Origin of the sequence: Allopusillimonas soli (assembly GCF_004153445.1) — a bacterium.
Classification (GTDB): domain Bacteria; phylum Pseudomonadota; class Gammaproteobacteria; order Burkholderiales; family Burkholderiaceae_B; genus Allopusillimonas; species Allopusillimonas soli.
Window position 1 is genome coordinate 587,595 of the sequence record NZ_SDQC01000003.1, and the last position, 15,973, is coordinate 603,567.

The following is a 15,973-nucleotide window of genomic DNA, read 5'->3' on the forward strand; positions in this document are numbered from 1 at the left end:
GAAGCAAGCAAGAATCTTTGATTAACCAATAAACTTTTTGGTTAAGCGTAGCACTTTAACATGCTTTGGCCGCCCTTTGCAAATGACGCCGCACATGGCCGGTGTGTTGCACACGCACGCGCGGCGCATGCGCAACACACCGGCCGGCGCATGGCGCAGAACGAAGAAGCGTTCCGCATGCCGGTGCGGGCTAGAACTCCGTCCACTCCTCGTTGCTCTGGGCCGTCTTGCGGGCGAGCGGAGACGTCTGCCCCATGCCCGCCCGGGCAGCCGGGGCGTCGCGGTCAGCCAGATGGCCAGGCGTCAGGGCAGCGCCTGCATCCGGCGCGCCGTCCAGGCAGGCCTCGGCGGCGCCGGCGGCATTCTTTTCGGCGATGGGTGTCGCCGCGCCTGCCAGCGCGGGTTGCCACCCGGCGGGCGCCTGCAGCGCGGGCCGGGCGGCAGCCCGCTCGCTGGGGGGCGCGATGCGAGGCATCGGGGGTGCATCGCCGGTCCCGACCTGGAATGCGCTGACGGCCTGCGCCAGGTCGCCCGCCTGGCGCTCCAGGCTGCCCGTGGCTGCCGCAGCCTGCTCCACCAGCGCGGCGTTCTGGCGCGTGGCATCGTCCATTTGCACAATGGCGCGACTGATCTGCTCGATGCCCACGCTCTGTTCCTCGCTCGCGACCGAGATCTCGCCGACGATGTCTGTTACGCGGGTAACACTCTGGACGACCTCGTCGATGGTAACGCCGGCGTCGTCGACCAGCTTGCCGCCGGCCGCAATCTTGCCCACCGCGTCGTCAATAAGCGCCTTGATCTCCCGCGCCGCCGTCGCACTGCGCTGCGCCAGGGAGCGCACTTCACTCGCAACCACCGCGAAGCCCTTGCCCTGTTCCCCTGCGCGCGCGGCTTCGACCGCAGCGTTCAAGGCGAGAATATTGGTCTGAAAGGCGATGCTGTCGATGACGCCGGTAATGTCTACGATTTTCGCGGCCGACGCGTTGATGGACGCCATAGTTTCAATGACCTGCGCCGTTGCGTGACCGCCGCGGCGCGCCGCCTCGGACGTCGACGCAGCCAGCTGGCTGGCCTGCTTTGCGTTGTCGGCGGTCTGCTTCACCGTGTTGGTGATTTCTTCCATGGCCGACGCAGTCTCAGTCAGGGAGCTTGCCTGCTCGTCCGTGCGCGAGGAAAGATCGCGGTTGCCAGCGGCAATCTGGCTGGATGCGGCCGCAATATCGTGTGCGCCCCTGCGCACCTTGGCCACCATGTTGCGCAAGGTCTCATTCATGGCGTGAAGCGCCCGCAGCAGGTCACCGGTTTCGTCGCGGGTGGCGACCTTGATGTCGGAGGTGAGGTCGGCCTTGGCAATGCGGCGCGCCACAGCCAGCGCCGAGGACAACGGGCGCGTGATGCCGCGCGTAAGCCGCCAGGCGAACAACATGCCGAAAGCGATCGCCAGCACGGCGAGCAGAACCAGCGTGCGCTGGCTGTGCAGGCTGGCCCGCGCCATCGCCTCGGATTGCTCGTCCATGTAGCGCCGCTGCATAACGACCAATTGGCGCACATGCTCCCGATACTGATCGGCTACTGGCACGAACTGCGCCTGGAAGATGTCCTGTGCCTCCTGGATGCGGCCCTCCGTCTTGGCGCGCGTCACTGCATCGCGCGTGCGCAGATAGGCATTGCGCTTTTCCATAATCGTGGCGTACAGCTGTTTCTCGGTTTCAGCCACCAGCAGCGGCTCTATGCGTTTGAGCAAGGCGGCCGATTCCTCCGTGGCCGCCTTCGTCTGCGGCGCAAAGAATGGTCCTAGACTCGGATCGGTGCTTCTGGCCACGGCCATTGTGCGATTGATGCCGTTGGTGAGATTGCGATACCAGTCGCTGATCATCCTTTCCTTGGCCAGCGGCACTTCGCGCAGCGCCTCGTTGTCCCGGGACGTCGATCGCAAGCGTTCCACGCCCAGCGCCGCAATGAGCAGCGTCAGTACGAGCAGCATGCCAAACCCCAGCGCCAGCCGCTGTCCAATCCGCAAATTTCCAAACTTCATCATCTCTCGTATCCTGCTTGAAACAATAGCCGGGCAAAGCATTTCCCGGAACTGCTTCGTTAACGACAGGATCGCGGATGAATTTATGGATCAGGCGCGGCGGCACGCCGCTCCACGAAGCGTGCGACGTAGGCGTTGACGGGATTGCGGCGTATCTGCGCCGGCGTGCCAACCTGCTCGACCTTGCCATCGCGAAGAATGATGACATGCTGGCCCAGGCGCAGCGCCTCGTCGATGTCGTGCGTGATGAAGACGATGGTCTTGTTCAGCCGCTGCTGAAGCGCCAGCAGCTGATCCTGCATGTCGTAACGTATCAGCGGATCCAGCGCGGAGAACGCCTCGTCCATGAGCAGCACCTGCGCGTCGATGGCCAGCGCGCGGGCAAGGCCCACACGCTGCTTCATGCCCCCGGACAGCTCATCAGGGTAGTTCTTCTCATACTCGGCCAGCCCGACGCGCTCGAGCCACTGGCGCGCGCCGTCCCTGGCCTGATCTCTGTTCTCGCCGCGCACGCTCAGGCCAAATGCCACGTTGTCCAGTACATTGATGTGCGGCAACAGGCCGAAATTCTGAAAGACCATGCTGATCTTGTGACGCCGCAGCTCACGCAGCTGGGGCATGCTCAGGGCAAGAATATTCTCGCCATCCACCATGATCTCGCCCGCCGATGGATCGATGAGCCGGTTCAGGTGGCGCACCAGCGTGGATTTTCCCGAGCCCGACAGGCCCATGATGCAGGTGATCCGCCCTGTGGGTATCTGCGCATTCACGCCCGCAAGACCCACGTTGGCGCCCGTCTCCGCCTGCACAGCCGCCTTGTCCCCCCCTTGCCGCAGCAGGGCGAGGGCATCGGCCTCGCGCCGTCCGAATACCTTGTAGACATCGCGGATGTGTATCTTGACGGCGTCGACGGCCGTTTCGGCGGCATCCGGGGCCGCCGTATCCATGGTGTCGCTCATCGGGCGTCCTCCTGTCGCAGCATGGCCTGACGCCGCCGGCGCGGGCGCCCATAGGCCTGGGTGATGCGGTCTATGACGATGGCCAGGATGACGATGGCCACCCCTGCCTGCAATCCGCGGCCCACATCCAGCGTCTGAATGCCGGCCAGCACGTCTTCACCCAGGCCGCGCGCACCGATCATGGACGCCACCACGACCATGGCCAGCGCCATCATGGTGGTCTGGTTGATGCCGGCCATAATGCTGGGCCTGGCCAGCGGCAGCGTGACGCGGGTAAGCATCTGCCATCGGGTGACGCCAAAGGACTGGGCCGCCTCCATCACATTGCGATCGACCTGGCGCAGGCCCAGCACCGTCAGGCGGATGAGTGGCGGCACGGCATAGATGATGGTGGCAAACAGGGCCGGCACTTTGCCAAGACCGAACAGCATCAGGACGGGAATCAGGTACACGAAACTGGGCAGCGTCTGCATGACATCGAGGATGGGTGTGAGAATGCGGCGCAGGATGCGGCTGCCGGCGGCAGCTATGCCGACCGGAACGCCGATGACGATGGAAAATACGGTCGACACCAATACCAGCGCGAACGTCTGCATGAGCTTGTCCCAAAGGCCGACGGCGCCGATCAGATACAGGCACACGACATAGGCGATCGTGGTGACCGGTTTGCGCGTGGCGTGCCATGACAGCAGTGCCACCAGGATGAGAAAGAGCCAGGGGGGTACTGCCTGCATCGCCTGCTCCACAGGCAGCAGCACGGTGGTAAGTATGGTCTCGCTGGCACGGCGGAACTGGTCCCCATAGCGCTTCACCATGGCCACCAGGCGTTCGTTGATAAAAGCGGCCACGGACCAGTTCGGGAAAATACCCGACCAGGCCGGACCGTCTTGGGAAGCGGGCCTGGAATCCGCTGCGCCATCGTCTTGCGGCTGTCCCGCGCCAGGCTGCACGCTTGTGGATTCTGGCTGTGTCGCCGCCTCGCCGGAAGGGCTGGCATCAGCGGCCGGCGTCATGCCCAGGGCCGCATTTGCCCGCGCAACCGCCTCCGCCGGTAGCCACGCGCGCCAGACTTCGGGATGGTCATGCAGGAATCGCCGTGCCATGGCGTCGCCGCTGCGGCGATCTTCCGTCATTTCCAGAATCATGCTGTTGAGCAGCGGCGGCTGGAACTGCAGCTTGCGAAAAAAGGCGATGATGTCCGGATTGTCGCTCGCGAAGCCACGGGAGACGGCCACGGATAAATGCGCAACCAGAAAATCCGATGAACACAGCGTGCCTTCCCCGCTGACGATGGTGTCCCAGCAGGCCTGGTTGAATGGGTCCTGCTCGATTTTGTGGAACTTGTACTTGGCCATCAAGCCCGCAGGCTGCCAGTAATAGAACAGAATGGGCTTGCCTCGGTCATAGGCCGAGCTGATGGCGGAATCCAGCGCGGCTCCCGTACCGGCACGGAAATTGTTGTAATCCTTATCCAGTTCATGGATCTTCAGAAGACGCGTATTGGTTTTTTCACACACCCATCCCGCGGGACAGTTCAGGAAGCGTCCCTTGCCGGGCACCTCCGGATCGCGAAACAACTGCTTGTAGCGCGGCAGGTCTTTCCAGCTGTTCAGGTCCGGCGCCATGGGCTCGATACCGCGCGCCTTATCTCCATGAACAACGTAGTCGGGCACATACCAGCCTTGCTCCGCGCCACCGGCCAGCGTATCGCCCACGACCAGCACATCGCCCGCCTTGACCGCTTTTTCTATGATGGGGGAGCGGCCCGACCACTGTTCGGCAATGATGTCCAGATCCCCTTGCGCAAGGGCAGACTCCGTTGCGGCAGGCGTGCCCGGCACGATTTCGGTTTTGCATTCGAAGGCGGCGCGCAACAGCGCGCTGATAACATGCGTGGTGAATGTGGCGCTTTCCCAGGTCTGGTCCGCCAGCTTCACCACCTGGCCATGATTGCAGCCGCCGGACGCAGGCGCGTCGGCCGCATGCGCCAGCTGGCTTCCGGTGCTCGCCACCAGCAGGATCATGGCACACAGCCACGTTCGAACGCTTGTCATCCTTTTCCCCTTCCAGGCCCCGGTACGGTTGATGTTTCCGATGCCCCGCCTCGGAACAGCAAGCAACAAAATGCAAGCCCTGCAAAGCAAAACGCCATGCATGAGCATGGCGTTCTACGAGCTTGCGCCCAGGGCGCTCCGTTAACAGCTTACTGCAACGCGATTTCCACGTCCACACCTGCGGGCAGGTCCAGCCGCATGAGCGCATCAACGGTCTTGTCGGTGGGATCCACGATATCCATCAGACGCTGGTGCGTACGCATTTCGAACTGGTCACGCGACGTCTTGTTGACGTGCGGCGAACGCAGCACGTCATAACGACGGATGCGAGTCGGGAGCGGAACAGGACCGCGCACCACCGCGCCCGTGCGTTTGGCCGTCTCGACGATCTCGGCCGCGGACTGGTCGATCAGCTTGTAATCGAAAGCTTTCAGACGGATGCGGATTTTCTGGTTTTTCATCGGAATTCCTAACTAAAGAACGAATTGGGCGGGAGCAAGATTGCTCCCGCTGTGTGAGGCTGTGCCTTACTTGCTGATGCTGGCGACGACGCCGGCACCGACCGTGCGACCGCCCTCGCGTATCGCAAAGCGCAGCCCCTCTTCCATCGCGATCGGCGCGATCAGGCTCACCTTCATCGACACGTTATCGCCCGGCAGCACCATCTCCTTGTCCGCGGGCAACTCGATCGTGCCCGTCACATCCGTCGTGCGGAAGTAAAACTGCGGACGGTAGCCCTGGAAGAACGGCGTGTGACGCCCCCCCTCTTCCTTGGACAGAATGTACACCTCGGCAGAAAAGTCCGTGTGCGGCTTGATCGAGCCAGGCTTGGCCAACACCTGACCGCGCTCGACCTCCTCGCGCTTGGTCCCGCGCAGCAAGATCCCAACGTTATCGCCCGCCTCGCCCTGATCGAGCAGCTTGCGGAACATCTCCACGCCCGTGCACGTGGTCTTGGCCGTCTCGCGGATTCCCACGATCTCGATTTCCTCGCCCACCTTGATCAGGCCCCGCTCGATACGCCCTGTCACCACCGTGCCACGGCCAGATATCGAGAACACATCCTCGACCGGCATCAGGAACGTGCCGTCCACCGCTCGCTCGGGCGTCGGAATGTACGTGTCCAGCGCCTCGGCCAGCTGCAGTATCGCCTGCTTGCCCAGCGGGCCCTCATCGCCCTCGAGCGCCAGCTTGGCCGAGCCCTTCACGATCGGCGTGTCATCGCCAGGAAAGTCGTACTTCGAGAGCAGCTCGCGCACTTCCATCTCCACCAGCTCGAGCAGCTCCTCATCGTCCACCATGTCCGCCTTGTTCAGGAACACAATGATGTAAGGCACGCCAACCTGACGCGAGAGCAGGATGTGCTCGCGCGTCTGAGGCATCGGGCCGTCGGCGGCCGACACCACCAGGATCGCCCCGTCCATCTGCGCTGCGCCCGTGATCATGTTCTTCACGTAGTCCGCGTGACCCGGGCAGTCCACGTGCGCGTAGTGGCGCGAGGTCGTCTCGTACTCCACGTGCGAGGTGTTGATCGTGATGCCGCGCGCCTTTTCCTCCGGCGCATTGTCGATCTGGTCGTAACCGCGGGCCGCTCCGCCAAACTCCTTGGACAGCACCGTCGTGATCGCCGCCGTCAGCGTCGTCTTGCCGTGGTCAACGTGACCAATCGTGCCAACGTTCACGTGAGGTTTGGTCCGTTCAAACTTCTCTTTTGCCATGATTTATCCCGTTTATGTTTCCTGGAAAACAAAAAGATTGCCTGCCCGTTCCATCACGGGCAGGCCTGGTTGATTACTTGCTGCGAGCGCTGATGACTTCGTCGGCAACGTTCTTGGGAGCTTCGGCGTAGTGCTTGAACTCCATGGTGTACGTTGCGCGGCCTTGCGTCTGGGAGCGCAGGTTGGTCGAATAGCCAAACATTTCGGCCAGGGGAACCTCGGCCTTGATGATCTTGCCGCCGCCAGGAATGTCGTCCATACCCTGAACCATGCCGCGACGCGAGGACAGGTCGCCCATGACCGTGCCGGCATAGTCTTCCGGCGTTTCGACTTCCACCGCCATCATGGGTTCGAGCAGCACAGGGCTGGCCTTGCGCATGCCGTCCTTGAAGGCCATGGAGGCAGCCATGCGGAACGCGTTTTCGTTGGAGTCCACATCGTGGTAGGAACCAAAGAACAGCGTTACCTTGACATCCACAACCGGGTAACCGGCAACCACGCCCGCGGGCAGGGTTTCCTGGATGCCCTTGTCGACAGCCGGAATATACTCGCGCGGCACCACGCCGCCCTTGATGGCGTCCACGAATTCGTAGCCGCCGCCGGGGGGCAGGGGTTCGAGCTTGAGGACCACGTGGCCGTACTGGCCGCGGCCACCGGACTGCTTGACGAACTTGCCTTCGATTTCGTCGCAGGTCTTGCGTATGGTTTCGCGGTAGGCCACCTGGGGCTTGCCCACATTGGCTTCGACGCCGAACTCGCGGCGCATGCGGTCCACCAGCACTTCGAGGTGCAGTTCGCCCATGCCGGAGATGATGGTCTGGCCTGACTCTTCGTCGCTGCGCACGCGGAAGGAAGGATCTTCCTGTGCGAGACGCGAGAGGGCAACACCCATTTTCTCTTGGTCGGCCTTGGTCTTGGGCTCGACAGCCTGCGAAATGACGGGCTCGGGGAACTCCATGCGCTCAAGCAGGATGTGCTGGCCGACGTCGCACAGGGTTTCGCCCGTGGTGACGTCTTTCAGGCCCACGACGGCGGCGATGTCGCCAGCGAGCACTTCCTTGATCTCGGCACGGTTGTTCGCATGCATCTGCAGGATGCGGCCGATACGCTCTTTCTTGCCCTTGATGGGGTTGTAGACGGTTTCACCCGACTGCAGCACGCCCGAATACACGCGCACGAACGTGAGCTGGCCCACAAAGGGGTCGCTCATGAGCTTGAATGCAAGCGCAGAGAACTTGGCGTCGTCGGAAGCGGGCAGGCTGATTTCGTTGCCGTCGTCGTCCACGCCCTGGACCGGGGGGATATCCACCGGAGAGGGCAGGTAGTCGATGACCGCGTCGAGCATGCGTTGCACGCCCTTGTTCTTGAAGGCGGTGCCACACATCATCGGCTGGATTTCACCGGCAATGGTGCGCAGGCGCAGGCCTTCGTTGATCTCGGCTTCGGTAAGCTCACCGGACTCCAGGTATTTGTCCATGAGCTTTTCGTTGGCTTCGGCAGCCGACTCGACCAGCTTCTCGCGCCATTCGTTGGCATCGTCCGCCAGCTCGGCGGGAATGTCGACATAGTCGAACTTGGTGCCCTGGGTTGATTCGTCCCAGATGATGCCTTTCATTTTGACCAGATCGACGACACCCTTGAAGGAGTCTTCGGCGCCAATGGGAATGACGATCGGCACCGGGTTGGCTTTCAAGCGCGTCTTGAGCTGATCGTACACCTTGAAGAAGTTCGCGCCGGTGCGGTCCATCTTGTTGACGAACGCAAGGCGGGGCACCCCGTACTTGTTGGCCTGGCGCCAAACGGTTTCAGACTGGGGCTGCACGCCACCCACGGCGCAATACACCATGCAGGCGCCGTCCAGCACGCGCATGGAACGCTCGACTTCGATGGTGAAGTCCACGTGTCCCGGGGTGTCGATGATGTTGATGCGATGCTCGGGGCGATCGCCCGCCATGCCACGCCAGAAGGCCGTGGTTGCCGCCGACGTGATGGTGATGCCGCGCTCTTGCTCCTGCTCCATCCAGTCCATGGTGGCAGAGCCCTCATGGGTTTCGCCAATTTTGTGATTGACGCCCGTGTAGAACAGGATACGTTCGGTTGTAGTGGTCTTCCCTGCATCGATATGCGCAGAAATACCAATGTTGCGGTAGCGCTCGATTGGGGTTTTGCGGGCCATGATCTATGTCCTTAGTTTACCAACGGAAATGGCTGAAAGCCTTGTTGGCCTCTGCCATCTTGTGCGTGTCTTCGCGTTTCTTCATCGCGCCGCCACGACCTTCGGCAGCGTCCATGAGCTCGCCGGCCAGGCGCAGATCCATCGATTTCTCGCCGCGCTTCTTGGCTGCTTCGCGCACCCAGCGCATGGCGAGGGCCAGGCGGCGCACAGGGCGCACTTCGACCGGCACTTGATAGTTCGCGCCACCAACGCGGCGGCTTTTCACTTCGACGATAGGCTTGACGTTGTTGATCGCGGTGTTGAACACCTCGATCGGCTCCTTGCCGGTTTTTGCCTGGATCTGGTCAAACGCGCCGTAAACAATACGTTCGGCGACAGCTTTCTTGCCAGACAGCATGACAACGTTCATGAATTTGGCCAGCTCAACGCTGCCAAACTTGGGGTCGGGGAGAATCTCACGCTTGGGGACTTCGCGACGACGAGGCATTTTTTGACTTCCTTGTGACTGTTCAGTTGAACCGCCGTTCCGGCGGCCACGACCACCCATGGGGATGGCCACTTACATGCCATGGCCGGACCATGGCTGCACTGATACGACCGGCTTGAGGCCGGACTGAAAAACTACGCTTTCTTGGGGCGCTTGGCGCCGTACTTGGAACGCGCCTGCTTGCGATCCTTGACGCCTTGCAGGTCGAGCGAGCCGCGCACGATGTGATAGCGCACACCCGGCAGATCCTTGACCCGGCCGCCACGTACCAGGACCACGGAGTGTTCCTGGAGGTTGTGGCCTTCGCCGCCGATGTATGAAATGACTTCAAAACCGTTGGTAAGGCGAACCTTGGCGACCTTGCGCAGGGCGGAGTTCGGCTTCTTGGGGGTGGTGGTATACACGCGAGTGCAGACACCGCGGCGCTGCGGGCAGTTTTCGAGCGCCGGGCTCTTGCTGCTGACTGCGCTGACTTCGCGCGGCTTGCGCACGAGTTGGCTAATGGTAGGCATGACCTTTACGCATCCTGTGACTTGTGTTGCGGACGGCTTGCACAATACCGCCCCCACAGATGACTACGTAAAGAGCGGTGTTGCAGCAAAGCTGATTAAGACTTGGCACAAACCCGACTGGGGTTTGCACGCCTGCCTTGCGATACTACTTGTGTTACCTTAATGGCTGTTTGGCAAGGAGCCTATTAAAGCAAGCTCGCCATATTAGCATGTTGCCGCGACAAGAGCAAGACACCCCTGTCATTCCGACGCTGGCCCGCACGCGGAGGCGCATGCGCTCGACAGGCTAGGCGGGCTCACGTAACATAAGCTTTCATATCCTACTAATATCAAAAAGAATAAGTGTTTTTGCCCCATGCTTATCGCCTCCCTGGAAGATGACGTTGCTCAAGGCCAGCTTATCCAGTCGGTGCTAGAGCAGGCCGGACATCAGTGCACGCTGTTCACGACGGCGCAGGCCATGCTGGCGGCGCTGGCACGCACGCATTCGTTCGAACTGCTCATACTCGACTGGGAAATGCCCGACCTCTCCGGTCTGGATGTCCTGCGTTGGGTTCGCACCAACCTGGGGCAGGGCATGCCCGTCATGTTCGTAACCAGCCGCACGCGGGAGGAAGACCTCGTCACGGGCCTGCAGGCGGGCGCGGACGACTACATGGTCAAGCCCATACGCACCGGCGAACTGGTCGCGCGCGTATCGGCCCTTCAGCGGCGGCTCGCGCCCGCGTCGTCCATGGAGACCTCCTTTTCCTGCGCCGCCTATACCATCGAGCCCGCGCAGGCCGTCATTTCGCTCAACGGCCAGGCCATCGAGCTCGCCCCCAAGGAATACGAGCTGGCAGTGCTGTTTTTTCGCAACCCCGGCAGGCTGTTCTCGCGCGACGTACTCAGCAATAACGTATGGAACCGCGAAATACCGGCCACGTCCCGCACCCTGGATACCCATCTTTCCAACATACGCAGAAAGCTTCAACTCCGCCCCGAAAACGGCGTTCGTCTGGTTTCTTCCTACGCGCTGGGCTACCGCCTGGAACTTTTGGCCGATACCCAGGAAGCGATGCACTCATGAATACCACACAGCACACCGGGCGACGCGCGCTCGCCTGCCTTCTGGCGGCCTGCGCGCTGGCCATCCTGCCCTTCGCATCGCCAGCCAAGCCGGCGGGTGCCGAGGGCGATAATTTCATCTATCAGGTCGAGGCGGGCGACACGCTGCTGGCGCTGGCCGAACGCTATACAGGCAAGTCCGCCAACTGGCAGGCGCTTCAATCGCTGAACCATATCGGCGACCCCACCCGGCTGCCCATTGCGCTTGAACTCAAGATTCCGTTTTCCCTGATTCCGGAGGATCCCTCGCAGGCGCGGGTCAGTCACGTATCCGGAGAGGCAAGACTGGACGGCGAACCGCTGCGGCAGGGCGATCTTGCGTCCGAGGGCAATGTAATCCGTACCGGCGCCCGCGGCTACGTAACGCTGGCGCTGAGCGACGGCAGCAAGATATCGGTTCCGGCCAATTCCGCCCTCCATCTGAAGCGTCTGCGCGTATTCAGAGGCACCGGACTTACCGACTCCATCTTCAGCATGCAGGATGGCGGGCTGGAATCGGAGGTTTCACCCGAACATACCGGCGTGGGGCGTTTTGAAGTCCAGACACCCGTCAGCATCACCGGCGTGCGCGGCACGCGCCTGCGTGTTCGCGTCGCATCCGATGGATCCCAAAGCGAAGTGATTCAAGGCCGGGCCCGACTGAACACCAGCCAAGCAGGCAGGGCAATGCTGCGTGCGGGGCAGGGCGCCGCCACCAGCGCGTCGGGCGAGTTGCTGGGTGTGAGGCAACTGCTGCCCGCCCCCCAGGTCAGCGATCCGAAGCGTGGGGGCGGCGGATGGCAGGCCCATATAACGCCGATGCCGGACGCCGTCGCGTATCTGGTCCGGGTGGCCGGCGATTCGCAAGGCACCCAGCTTTATTCGAGCCAGCGCGTCCGCGGCCCTGACATCTCCTTCAGCGCGCCCGGAACGGGCCATTACTATGCACGGGTGCGCGCCATCGATGCCAACGGCATCATGGGCGAAGACGCGGTCCTGCCCTTCGAGGGGCTGGCCGCGCTTCGGACATCATTCGGCCTGACTGTGGCCACCGGCTTCCAGACGCCCGTCTTGCTGGGCTACTAAACCATGCGCCGCGCCGAGCGAGCCGACTTCTGGGGCAGCCTGGAGCGGCGCATTCATGCCGAATGGCTGCTCGTCACGGCCTCCATGCTGCTGTTTACGGCTTGCCTGAGCCTGCTCGGCGGCCCCGCCGGCCTGACGCGGGTTGATCACACCTTCTATGACCGCATTCTGGCGACTACGGCATCCTCGGCACCGCAGCCCGATATCGTCATTATCGCAATCGACGACGGCAGCATCGCGGAGCTCGGCTATTGGCCCTGGCGCCGCGCCGTGCACGCGCGGCTGCTTGGGCAGCTGGGCCAGGCCCGTGTCGTGGGTTTCGACATCCTGCTCAGCGACAAGAATCCCGCCTATCCCACCGACGACGCCACGCTGGCCCGCGCAATAAGGGCGAATGGCCGGACGGTTCTGCCATTCATGATCGCCCATGGCAACCAGCGCATCGTTCCGCCGCTTCCCAGGCTCGCCGACGCGGCCGCCGCCATGGGATATATCAATGTCTATGCGGATGGCGACGGCGTCGTGCGATCGCTGAAGCTGCGACAGCCGCTCGGCGACGACGGCGAGGCGCAGCATTTCCTGCTGGCCATGCTGCAGGTGGCGCATATTCCCGCGCGGCTTGGCGCGGCCAGGACTGACGACAGCGCGCTGCTCATACCCTACGGCCGGCAGCCCTCCCGATACACCGTCTATCCTTATGCCAGGGTGCTGGAAGGCGATGTTCCCGCTTCCGCCTTCAAGGACAAACTCGTTCTCGTCGGCTCCTGGGGGTCGGGCCTTGGAGACGCCTTCCCCACACCGGTCACGAGCGCGCACGGCGGCATGGCGGGCGTGGAGATCATGGCCAATGGCCTGCAGGCAGCCGTCGCGGGCAGCTGGATACGAACAACCGCGCCGTGGCTGGCCGCCGCGCTGGCCTGTCTTCCGGTGCTGCTGGTGTGCCTGCTGTTCCGGCGGCGGTCGCCACGGCGCTCCTTCATCGTCGTGCTAGCCACCCTCTTGCTGGTCGGCATGGCGGCCATACTCCTGCTGTGGCTTGCCAGGACGTGGATACCCGTCACGGCAAGCCTTATCGGCGTGGTGCTGTCCTTTCCTGTCTGGAGCTGGCGGAGCCAGGAAGCCTCGCTGCAACATATCGATCGCGAGCTGCGCACGCTCAGGCATGATCGCGCGGCGCTGGGCGAGAACGCCTCCCCAAAGCGCTCCGCCGTCAAGGACGCGTCGCTGCCAGCCCGCATCACCCAACTGCATGGCGCCATCGAACAACTGCGCCTGGCGCACGAGCGGCGCGAGGAAACACTGCGCTTTCTGTCACATGACATGCGGTCGCCGCAGAATTCCATCCTGGCCCTGATAGAGCTGCAGCAGCACGCCAATACCGCGCTGGAGCAGACTATTTTTCTGCACCGCGTGCAGTCGTATGCGCATCGAACGCTAGGGCTGGTCGATGGTTTCGTCAACCTGGCTCGGGCGCGCGCCAAACAGCTGCATTACGAGGCAGTGGATCTGGTGGATCTGATGGCACAGTGCATGGACGAATTCTGGGCCCAGGCGCGCCAACGCCGCATTGCACTGCGATACGACGCGCATCCCGAACAGGCCTGGACCTGGGGCGACGCATCACTGCTGCACCGATCGGTCATGAATCTGCTCGACAATGCCATCAAATACAGCCCCGACGATACCGAAGTGACATGCCGTATCGAAGCCCATGGCGGTATGTGGCAGGCAAGCGTGCGCGACCAGGGCAGGGGATTCAGCGCCGAGCAGGCAGCCACGCTGTTCGAGGCTTTCTCACGCGTCGATGAACAGGCCGACGGAAATCCCTCGGGGGTGGGCCTGGGGCTGGCCTTCGTGAAGACCGTCATCGAACGCCATGGCGGCAGGATAGAGGTTTCAGGAGCAGTGGGCGAGGGCGCGCAGTTCACCCTCTGCCTGCCCGCCGAACCCGGCGGCATACCGCGCGAGTGACTGTGTGACGGTTTCACCGCAGGGCGGCGTAGCGCACCGCCCTAGCCGCCCATCATCGTACGCGGCAGCCACAGCGCGATGCCCGGCACCAGCAGGATGAGCACCAGCACCGCACCCATCAGCAGCATATAGGGCAGGGACCCTCGAATGATGGGGCCAAGCTTCGAGCCGGTAATGGCCTTGATGGTGAACAGATTCATGCCCACAGGCGGCGTGATCAACGCAATTTCCAGGTTGATGACCAGCAGGACGCCGTACCAGATGGGATCGATGCCCAGATGAATCATGGCGGGCAGGATGACCGGCGTGGTGACCAGAATAATGGAGATGGACTCCAGGAACATGCCCAGCACCACGATCAGCAACATCATCACCACCACGAAGCCCATGGCGCCCATGTCCATGGCGGCCAACGATTCGACAATCTGCTGAGGCACCCGCATCTTGGTCAGCACATGACTGAACACCGCGGCGCCCGCCAGAATCATGAACAGCATCGCCGACAGCCGGCAGGCATCCTGCGCGCTGGCCCAGATTTCGCGCCAGCCGACCGTGCGATAAATCACGATGGTCACGAACAGCGCAAGCCAAACGCCAGCGGCGGCGGCTTCGGTGGCGGTGAACACGCCCAGATACATCCCGCCCAGCACGAATACCGGCAGGGCAATGGACCAGACCGATTTGCGCAAGGCCTGCAGCATCTCGCGCCCGCTTGCGCGCGCATCGCGCTTTACCGCCTCGCCTTCGGTTGCACAACGGAAAACGGCCCAGGCCATGAACACCAGCGCCATGACCAGCCCCGGCACGATACCGGCAATGAACAGGCCGCCTATGGAGGTATCGGTCGTGATGCCGTAGAGAATCATCGGCCCCGACGGTGGTATGAGTATGCCAAGCGTGCCGCCCGCCGCCACCACACCGTATGCGATGCGCGGTGAATAGCCGTAACGCAGCATCTGGGGAATGGCCACGGCGCCTATGGTCAGCGCGGTGGCCACACTGGAGCCCGAGATGGCGGCGAACACGGTACACGCCATGATGGTGGCCACGGCCAGGCCGCCAGGCAAATGGCGCGTGAACGTATAGGCCGCGTCATACAGATCGTCCACCACCTTGCCGCGTATCATGACATGGGCCATGAAAGCAAAGAGCGGAATGGCCACCAGCAGATACTGGTTCAGTTCGCCGAATATGATGCTGACGACCGAGCCCAGGTTGCCCTGCACCAGCAGCAAAAGACCGCCACCATACAACGTCAGGCCGGCGAAGATGGGAATACCGGTGAAAAGCAGCGCTAGCAGCGCCACGAGCATGAATGCCGCAATCATGGCTCACCCGCCTTCGCTTCCTGCGCCGCAGCAGGCCGTGCCAACGCGCGCCACAGCAGTTCGACGGCCACCAGCGCCAGCAACAGGCCGCCCAGGGGCAGGAAAAGCTGCAGCATCCATACAGGCATTTCAAGGTGGCCTTCCGTCAGCAGCCCTATCGTGCGCGAAAGCGTGACCGCCTTCCAGCCGTTGACGATCAATAGTGCGGCCACCATCAGAACCGATAGACAGGACCATACCGAAGCCCACGTCGCAAGTCTGGGCGGCAGCGCGCCGACCAGCACGTCGACGCCAATGTGGCCGTTTCTGCGCAGCACATCGGGCGCGGCCAGCATTACGAGGGCCGTCAGCGTGCTGGCCACAATCTCGTCGTTGCCGACTATGGGCGATGAAAACACGTAACGCAGCAGCACGGCGCATCCAATCAGCAGAAGGTCGGCCAGCACCAGAATGCTGGCCAGGCCCAGCGCGGCTCTGCATGCGAGCGCAACAAAGCGCGCGTATGCACGCAGGCGGGCGCCATCATGCCCGAGCTCGGGCAGGGCTTGGTCTTGCGACATG

13 protein-coding genes are annotated in these 15,973 nt (G+C 62.7%); 3 read left to right on the top strand and 10 right to left on the bottom strand.

Going from position 1 to position 15,973, the window contains the following annotated elements:
• Positions 1-190: 190 nt before the first annotated feature.
• From ERD78_RS12675 to rpsL, 8 genes are all read right to left on the bottom strand, one after another.
• Positions 191-2,038 (bottom strand): methyl-accepting chemotaxis protein, encoded by a 1,848-nt coding sequence (locus ERD78_RS12675; protein WP_129969643.1) that lies wholly within the window; start codon positions 2,036-2,038, stop codon positions 191-193.
• 80 nt (positions 2,039-2,118) lie between these two features.
• A complete protein-coding gene (locus tag ERD78_RS12680; RefSeq protein ID WP_245152456.1) occupies positions 2,119-2,994 on the bottom strand; it encodes a betaine/proline/choline family ABC transporter ATP-binding protein in 876 nt (291 codons plus the stop codon).
• Positions 2,991-5,048: a glycine betaine ABC transporter substrate-binding protein gene (locus ERD78_RS20240; protein ID WP_129969644.1), complete on the bottom strand. Its 2,058-nt coding sequence runs from the start codon at positions 5,046-5,048 to the stop codon at positions 2,991-2,993. The genes ERD78_RS12680 and ERD78_RS20240 overlap by 4 nt, the downstream gene beginning before the upstream one ends.
• A 149-nt stretch (positions 5,049-5,197) precedes the next feature.
• Positions 5,198-5,509 (bottom strand): 30S ribosomal protein S10, encoded by a 312-nt coding sequence (rpsJ, locus tag ERD78_RS12690; protein WP_013743964.1) that lies wholly within the window; start codon positions 5,507-5,509, stop codon positions 5,198-5,200.
• Positions 5,510-5,575: 66 nt separating this feature from the next.
• Positions 5,576-6,766, bottom strand: a complete 1,191-nt coding sequence (gene tuf, locus ERD78_RS12695) for an elongation factor Tu (RefSeq protein ID WP_129969645.1) — start codon at positions 6,764-6,766, stop codon at positions 5,576-5,578.
• A 73-nt stretch (positions 6,767-6,839) separates the two neighbouring features.
• Positions 6,840-8,942, bottom strand: a complete 2,103-nt coding sequence (gene fusA, locus ERD78_RS12700; RefSeq protein WP_129969646.1) for an elongation factor G — start codon at positions 8,940-8,942, stop codon at positions 6,840-6,842.
• Positions 8,943-8,958: 16 nt separating this feature from the next.
• On the bottom strand, positions 8,959-9,429 hold the full coding sequence (gene rpsG, locus ERD78_RS12705; protein ID WP_129969647.1) for a 30S ribosomal protein S7: 471 nt from the start codon (positions 9,427-9,429) through the stop codon (positions 8,959-8,961).
• Positions 9,430-9,563: 134 nt separating this feature from the next.
• Complete coding sequence (rpsL, locus tag ERD78_RS12710) at positions 9,564-9,941, bottom strand: 30S ribosomal protein S12 (protein WP_129969648.1); 378 nt, start codon at positions 9,939-9,941, stop codon at positions 9,564-9,566.
• A 355-nt stretch (positions 9,942-10,296) separates the two neighbouring features.
• Between rpsL and ERD78_RS12715 the strand changes: the two genes are divergently transcribed.
• From ERD78_RS12715 to ERD78_RS12725, 3 genes are read left to right on the top strand one after another with little or no spacing between them, the layout of a single operon-like run.
• Positions 10,297-11,010 carry a response regulator transcription factor gene (locus ERD78_RS12715; protein WP_129969649.1) on the top strand — a complete coding sequence of 238 codons (714 nt, stop codon included), beginning with the start codon at positions 10,297-10,299 and terminating at the stop codon, positions 11,008-11,010.
• Positions 11,007-12,113 carry a FecR family protein gene (locus tag ERD78_RS12720; protein WP_129969650.1) on the top strand — a complete coding sequence of 369 codons (1,107 nt, stop codon included), beginning with the start codon at positions 11,007-11,009 and terminating at the stop codon, positions 12,111-12,113. The genes ERD78_RS12715 and ERD78_RS12720 overlap by 4 nt, the downstream gene beginning before the upstream one ends.
• Before the next feature lie 3 nt (positions 12,114-12,116).
• Complete coding sequence (locus ERD78_RS12725) at positions 12,117-14,084, top strand: CHASE2 domain-containing protein (protein ID WP_129969651.1); 1,968 nt, start codon at positions 12,117-12,119, stop codon at positions 14,082-14,084.
• A gap of 41 nt (positions 14,085-14,125) precedes the next feature.
• Here the strand turns inward: ERD78_RS12725 and ERD78_RS12730 are convergent, their stop codons facing one another.
• Both ERD78_RS12730 and ERD78_RS12735 read right to left on the bottom strand, forming a co-directional pair.
• A complete protein-coding gene (locus ERD78_RS12730; RefSeq protein WP_129969652.1) occupies positions 14,126-15,412 on the bottom strand; it encodes a TRAP transporter large permease in 1,287 nt (428 codons plus the stop codon).
• Positions 15,409-15,972: a TRAP transporter small permease gene (locus tag ERD78_RS12735; RefSeq protein ID WP_129969653.1), complete on the bottom strand. Its 564-nt coding sequence runs from the start codon at positions 15,970-15,972 to the stop codon at positions 15,409-15,411. Before ERD78_RS12735 ends, ERD78_RS12730 begins: the two co-directional genes overlap by 4 nt.
• Position 15,973 lies beyond the last annotated feature (1 nt).

Coding starts and splice junctions, on each gene's coding strand:
- ERD78_RS12675 (WP_129969643.1), bottom strand. CDS start 2,038: ATGATGAAGTTTGGAAATTTGCGGATTGGACAGCGGCTGGCGCTGGGG.
- ERD78_RS12680 (WP_245152456.1), bottom strand. CDS start 2,994: ATGAGCGACACCATGGATACGGCGGCCCCGGATGCCGCCGAAACGGCC.
- ERD78_RS20240 (WP_129969644.1), bottom strand. CDS start 5,048: ATGACAAGCGTTCGAACGTGGCTGTGTGCCATGATCCTGCTGGTGGCG.
- rpsJ (WP_013743964.1), bottom strand. CDS start 5,509: ATGAAAAACCAGAAAATCCGCATCCGTCTGAAAGCTTTCGATTACAAG.
- tuf (WP_129969645.1), bottom strand. CDS start 6,766: ATGGCAAAAGAGAAGTTTGAACGGACCAAACCTCACGTGAACGTTGGC.
- fusA (WP_129969646.1), bottom strand. CDS start 8,942: ATGGCCCGCAAAACCCCAATCGAGCGCTACCGCAACATTGGTATTTCT.
- rpsG (WP_129969647.1), bottom strand. CDS start 9,429: ATGCCTCGTCGTCGCGAAGTCCCCAAGCGTGAGATTCTCCCCGACCCC.
- rpsL (WP_129969648.1), bottom strand. CDS start 9,941: ATGCCTACCATTAGCCAACTCGTGCGCAAGCCGCGCGAAGTCAGCGCA.
- ERD78_RS12715 (WP_129969649.1), top strand. CDS start 10,297: ATGCTTATCGCCTCCCTGGAAGATGACGTTGCTCAAGGCCAGCTTATC.
- ERD78_RS12720 (WP_129969650.1), top strand. CDS start 11,007: ATGAATACCACACAGCACACCGGGCGACGCGCGCTCGCCTGCCTTCTG.
- ERD78_RS12725 (WP_129969651.1), top strand. CDS start 12,117: ATGCGCCGCGCCGAGCGAGCCGACTTCTGGGGCAGCCTGGAGCGGCGC.
- ERD78_RS12730 (WP_129969652.1), bottom strand. CDS start 15,412: ATGATTGCGGCATTCATGCTCGTGGCGCTGCTAGCGCTGCTTTTCACC.
- ERD78_RS12735 (WP_129969653.1), bottom strand. CDS start 15,972: ATGTCGCAAGACCAAGCCCTGCCCGAGCTCGGGCATGATGGCGCCCGC.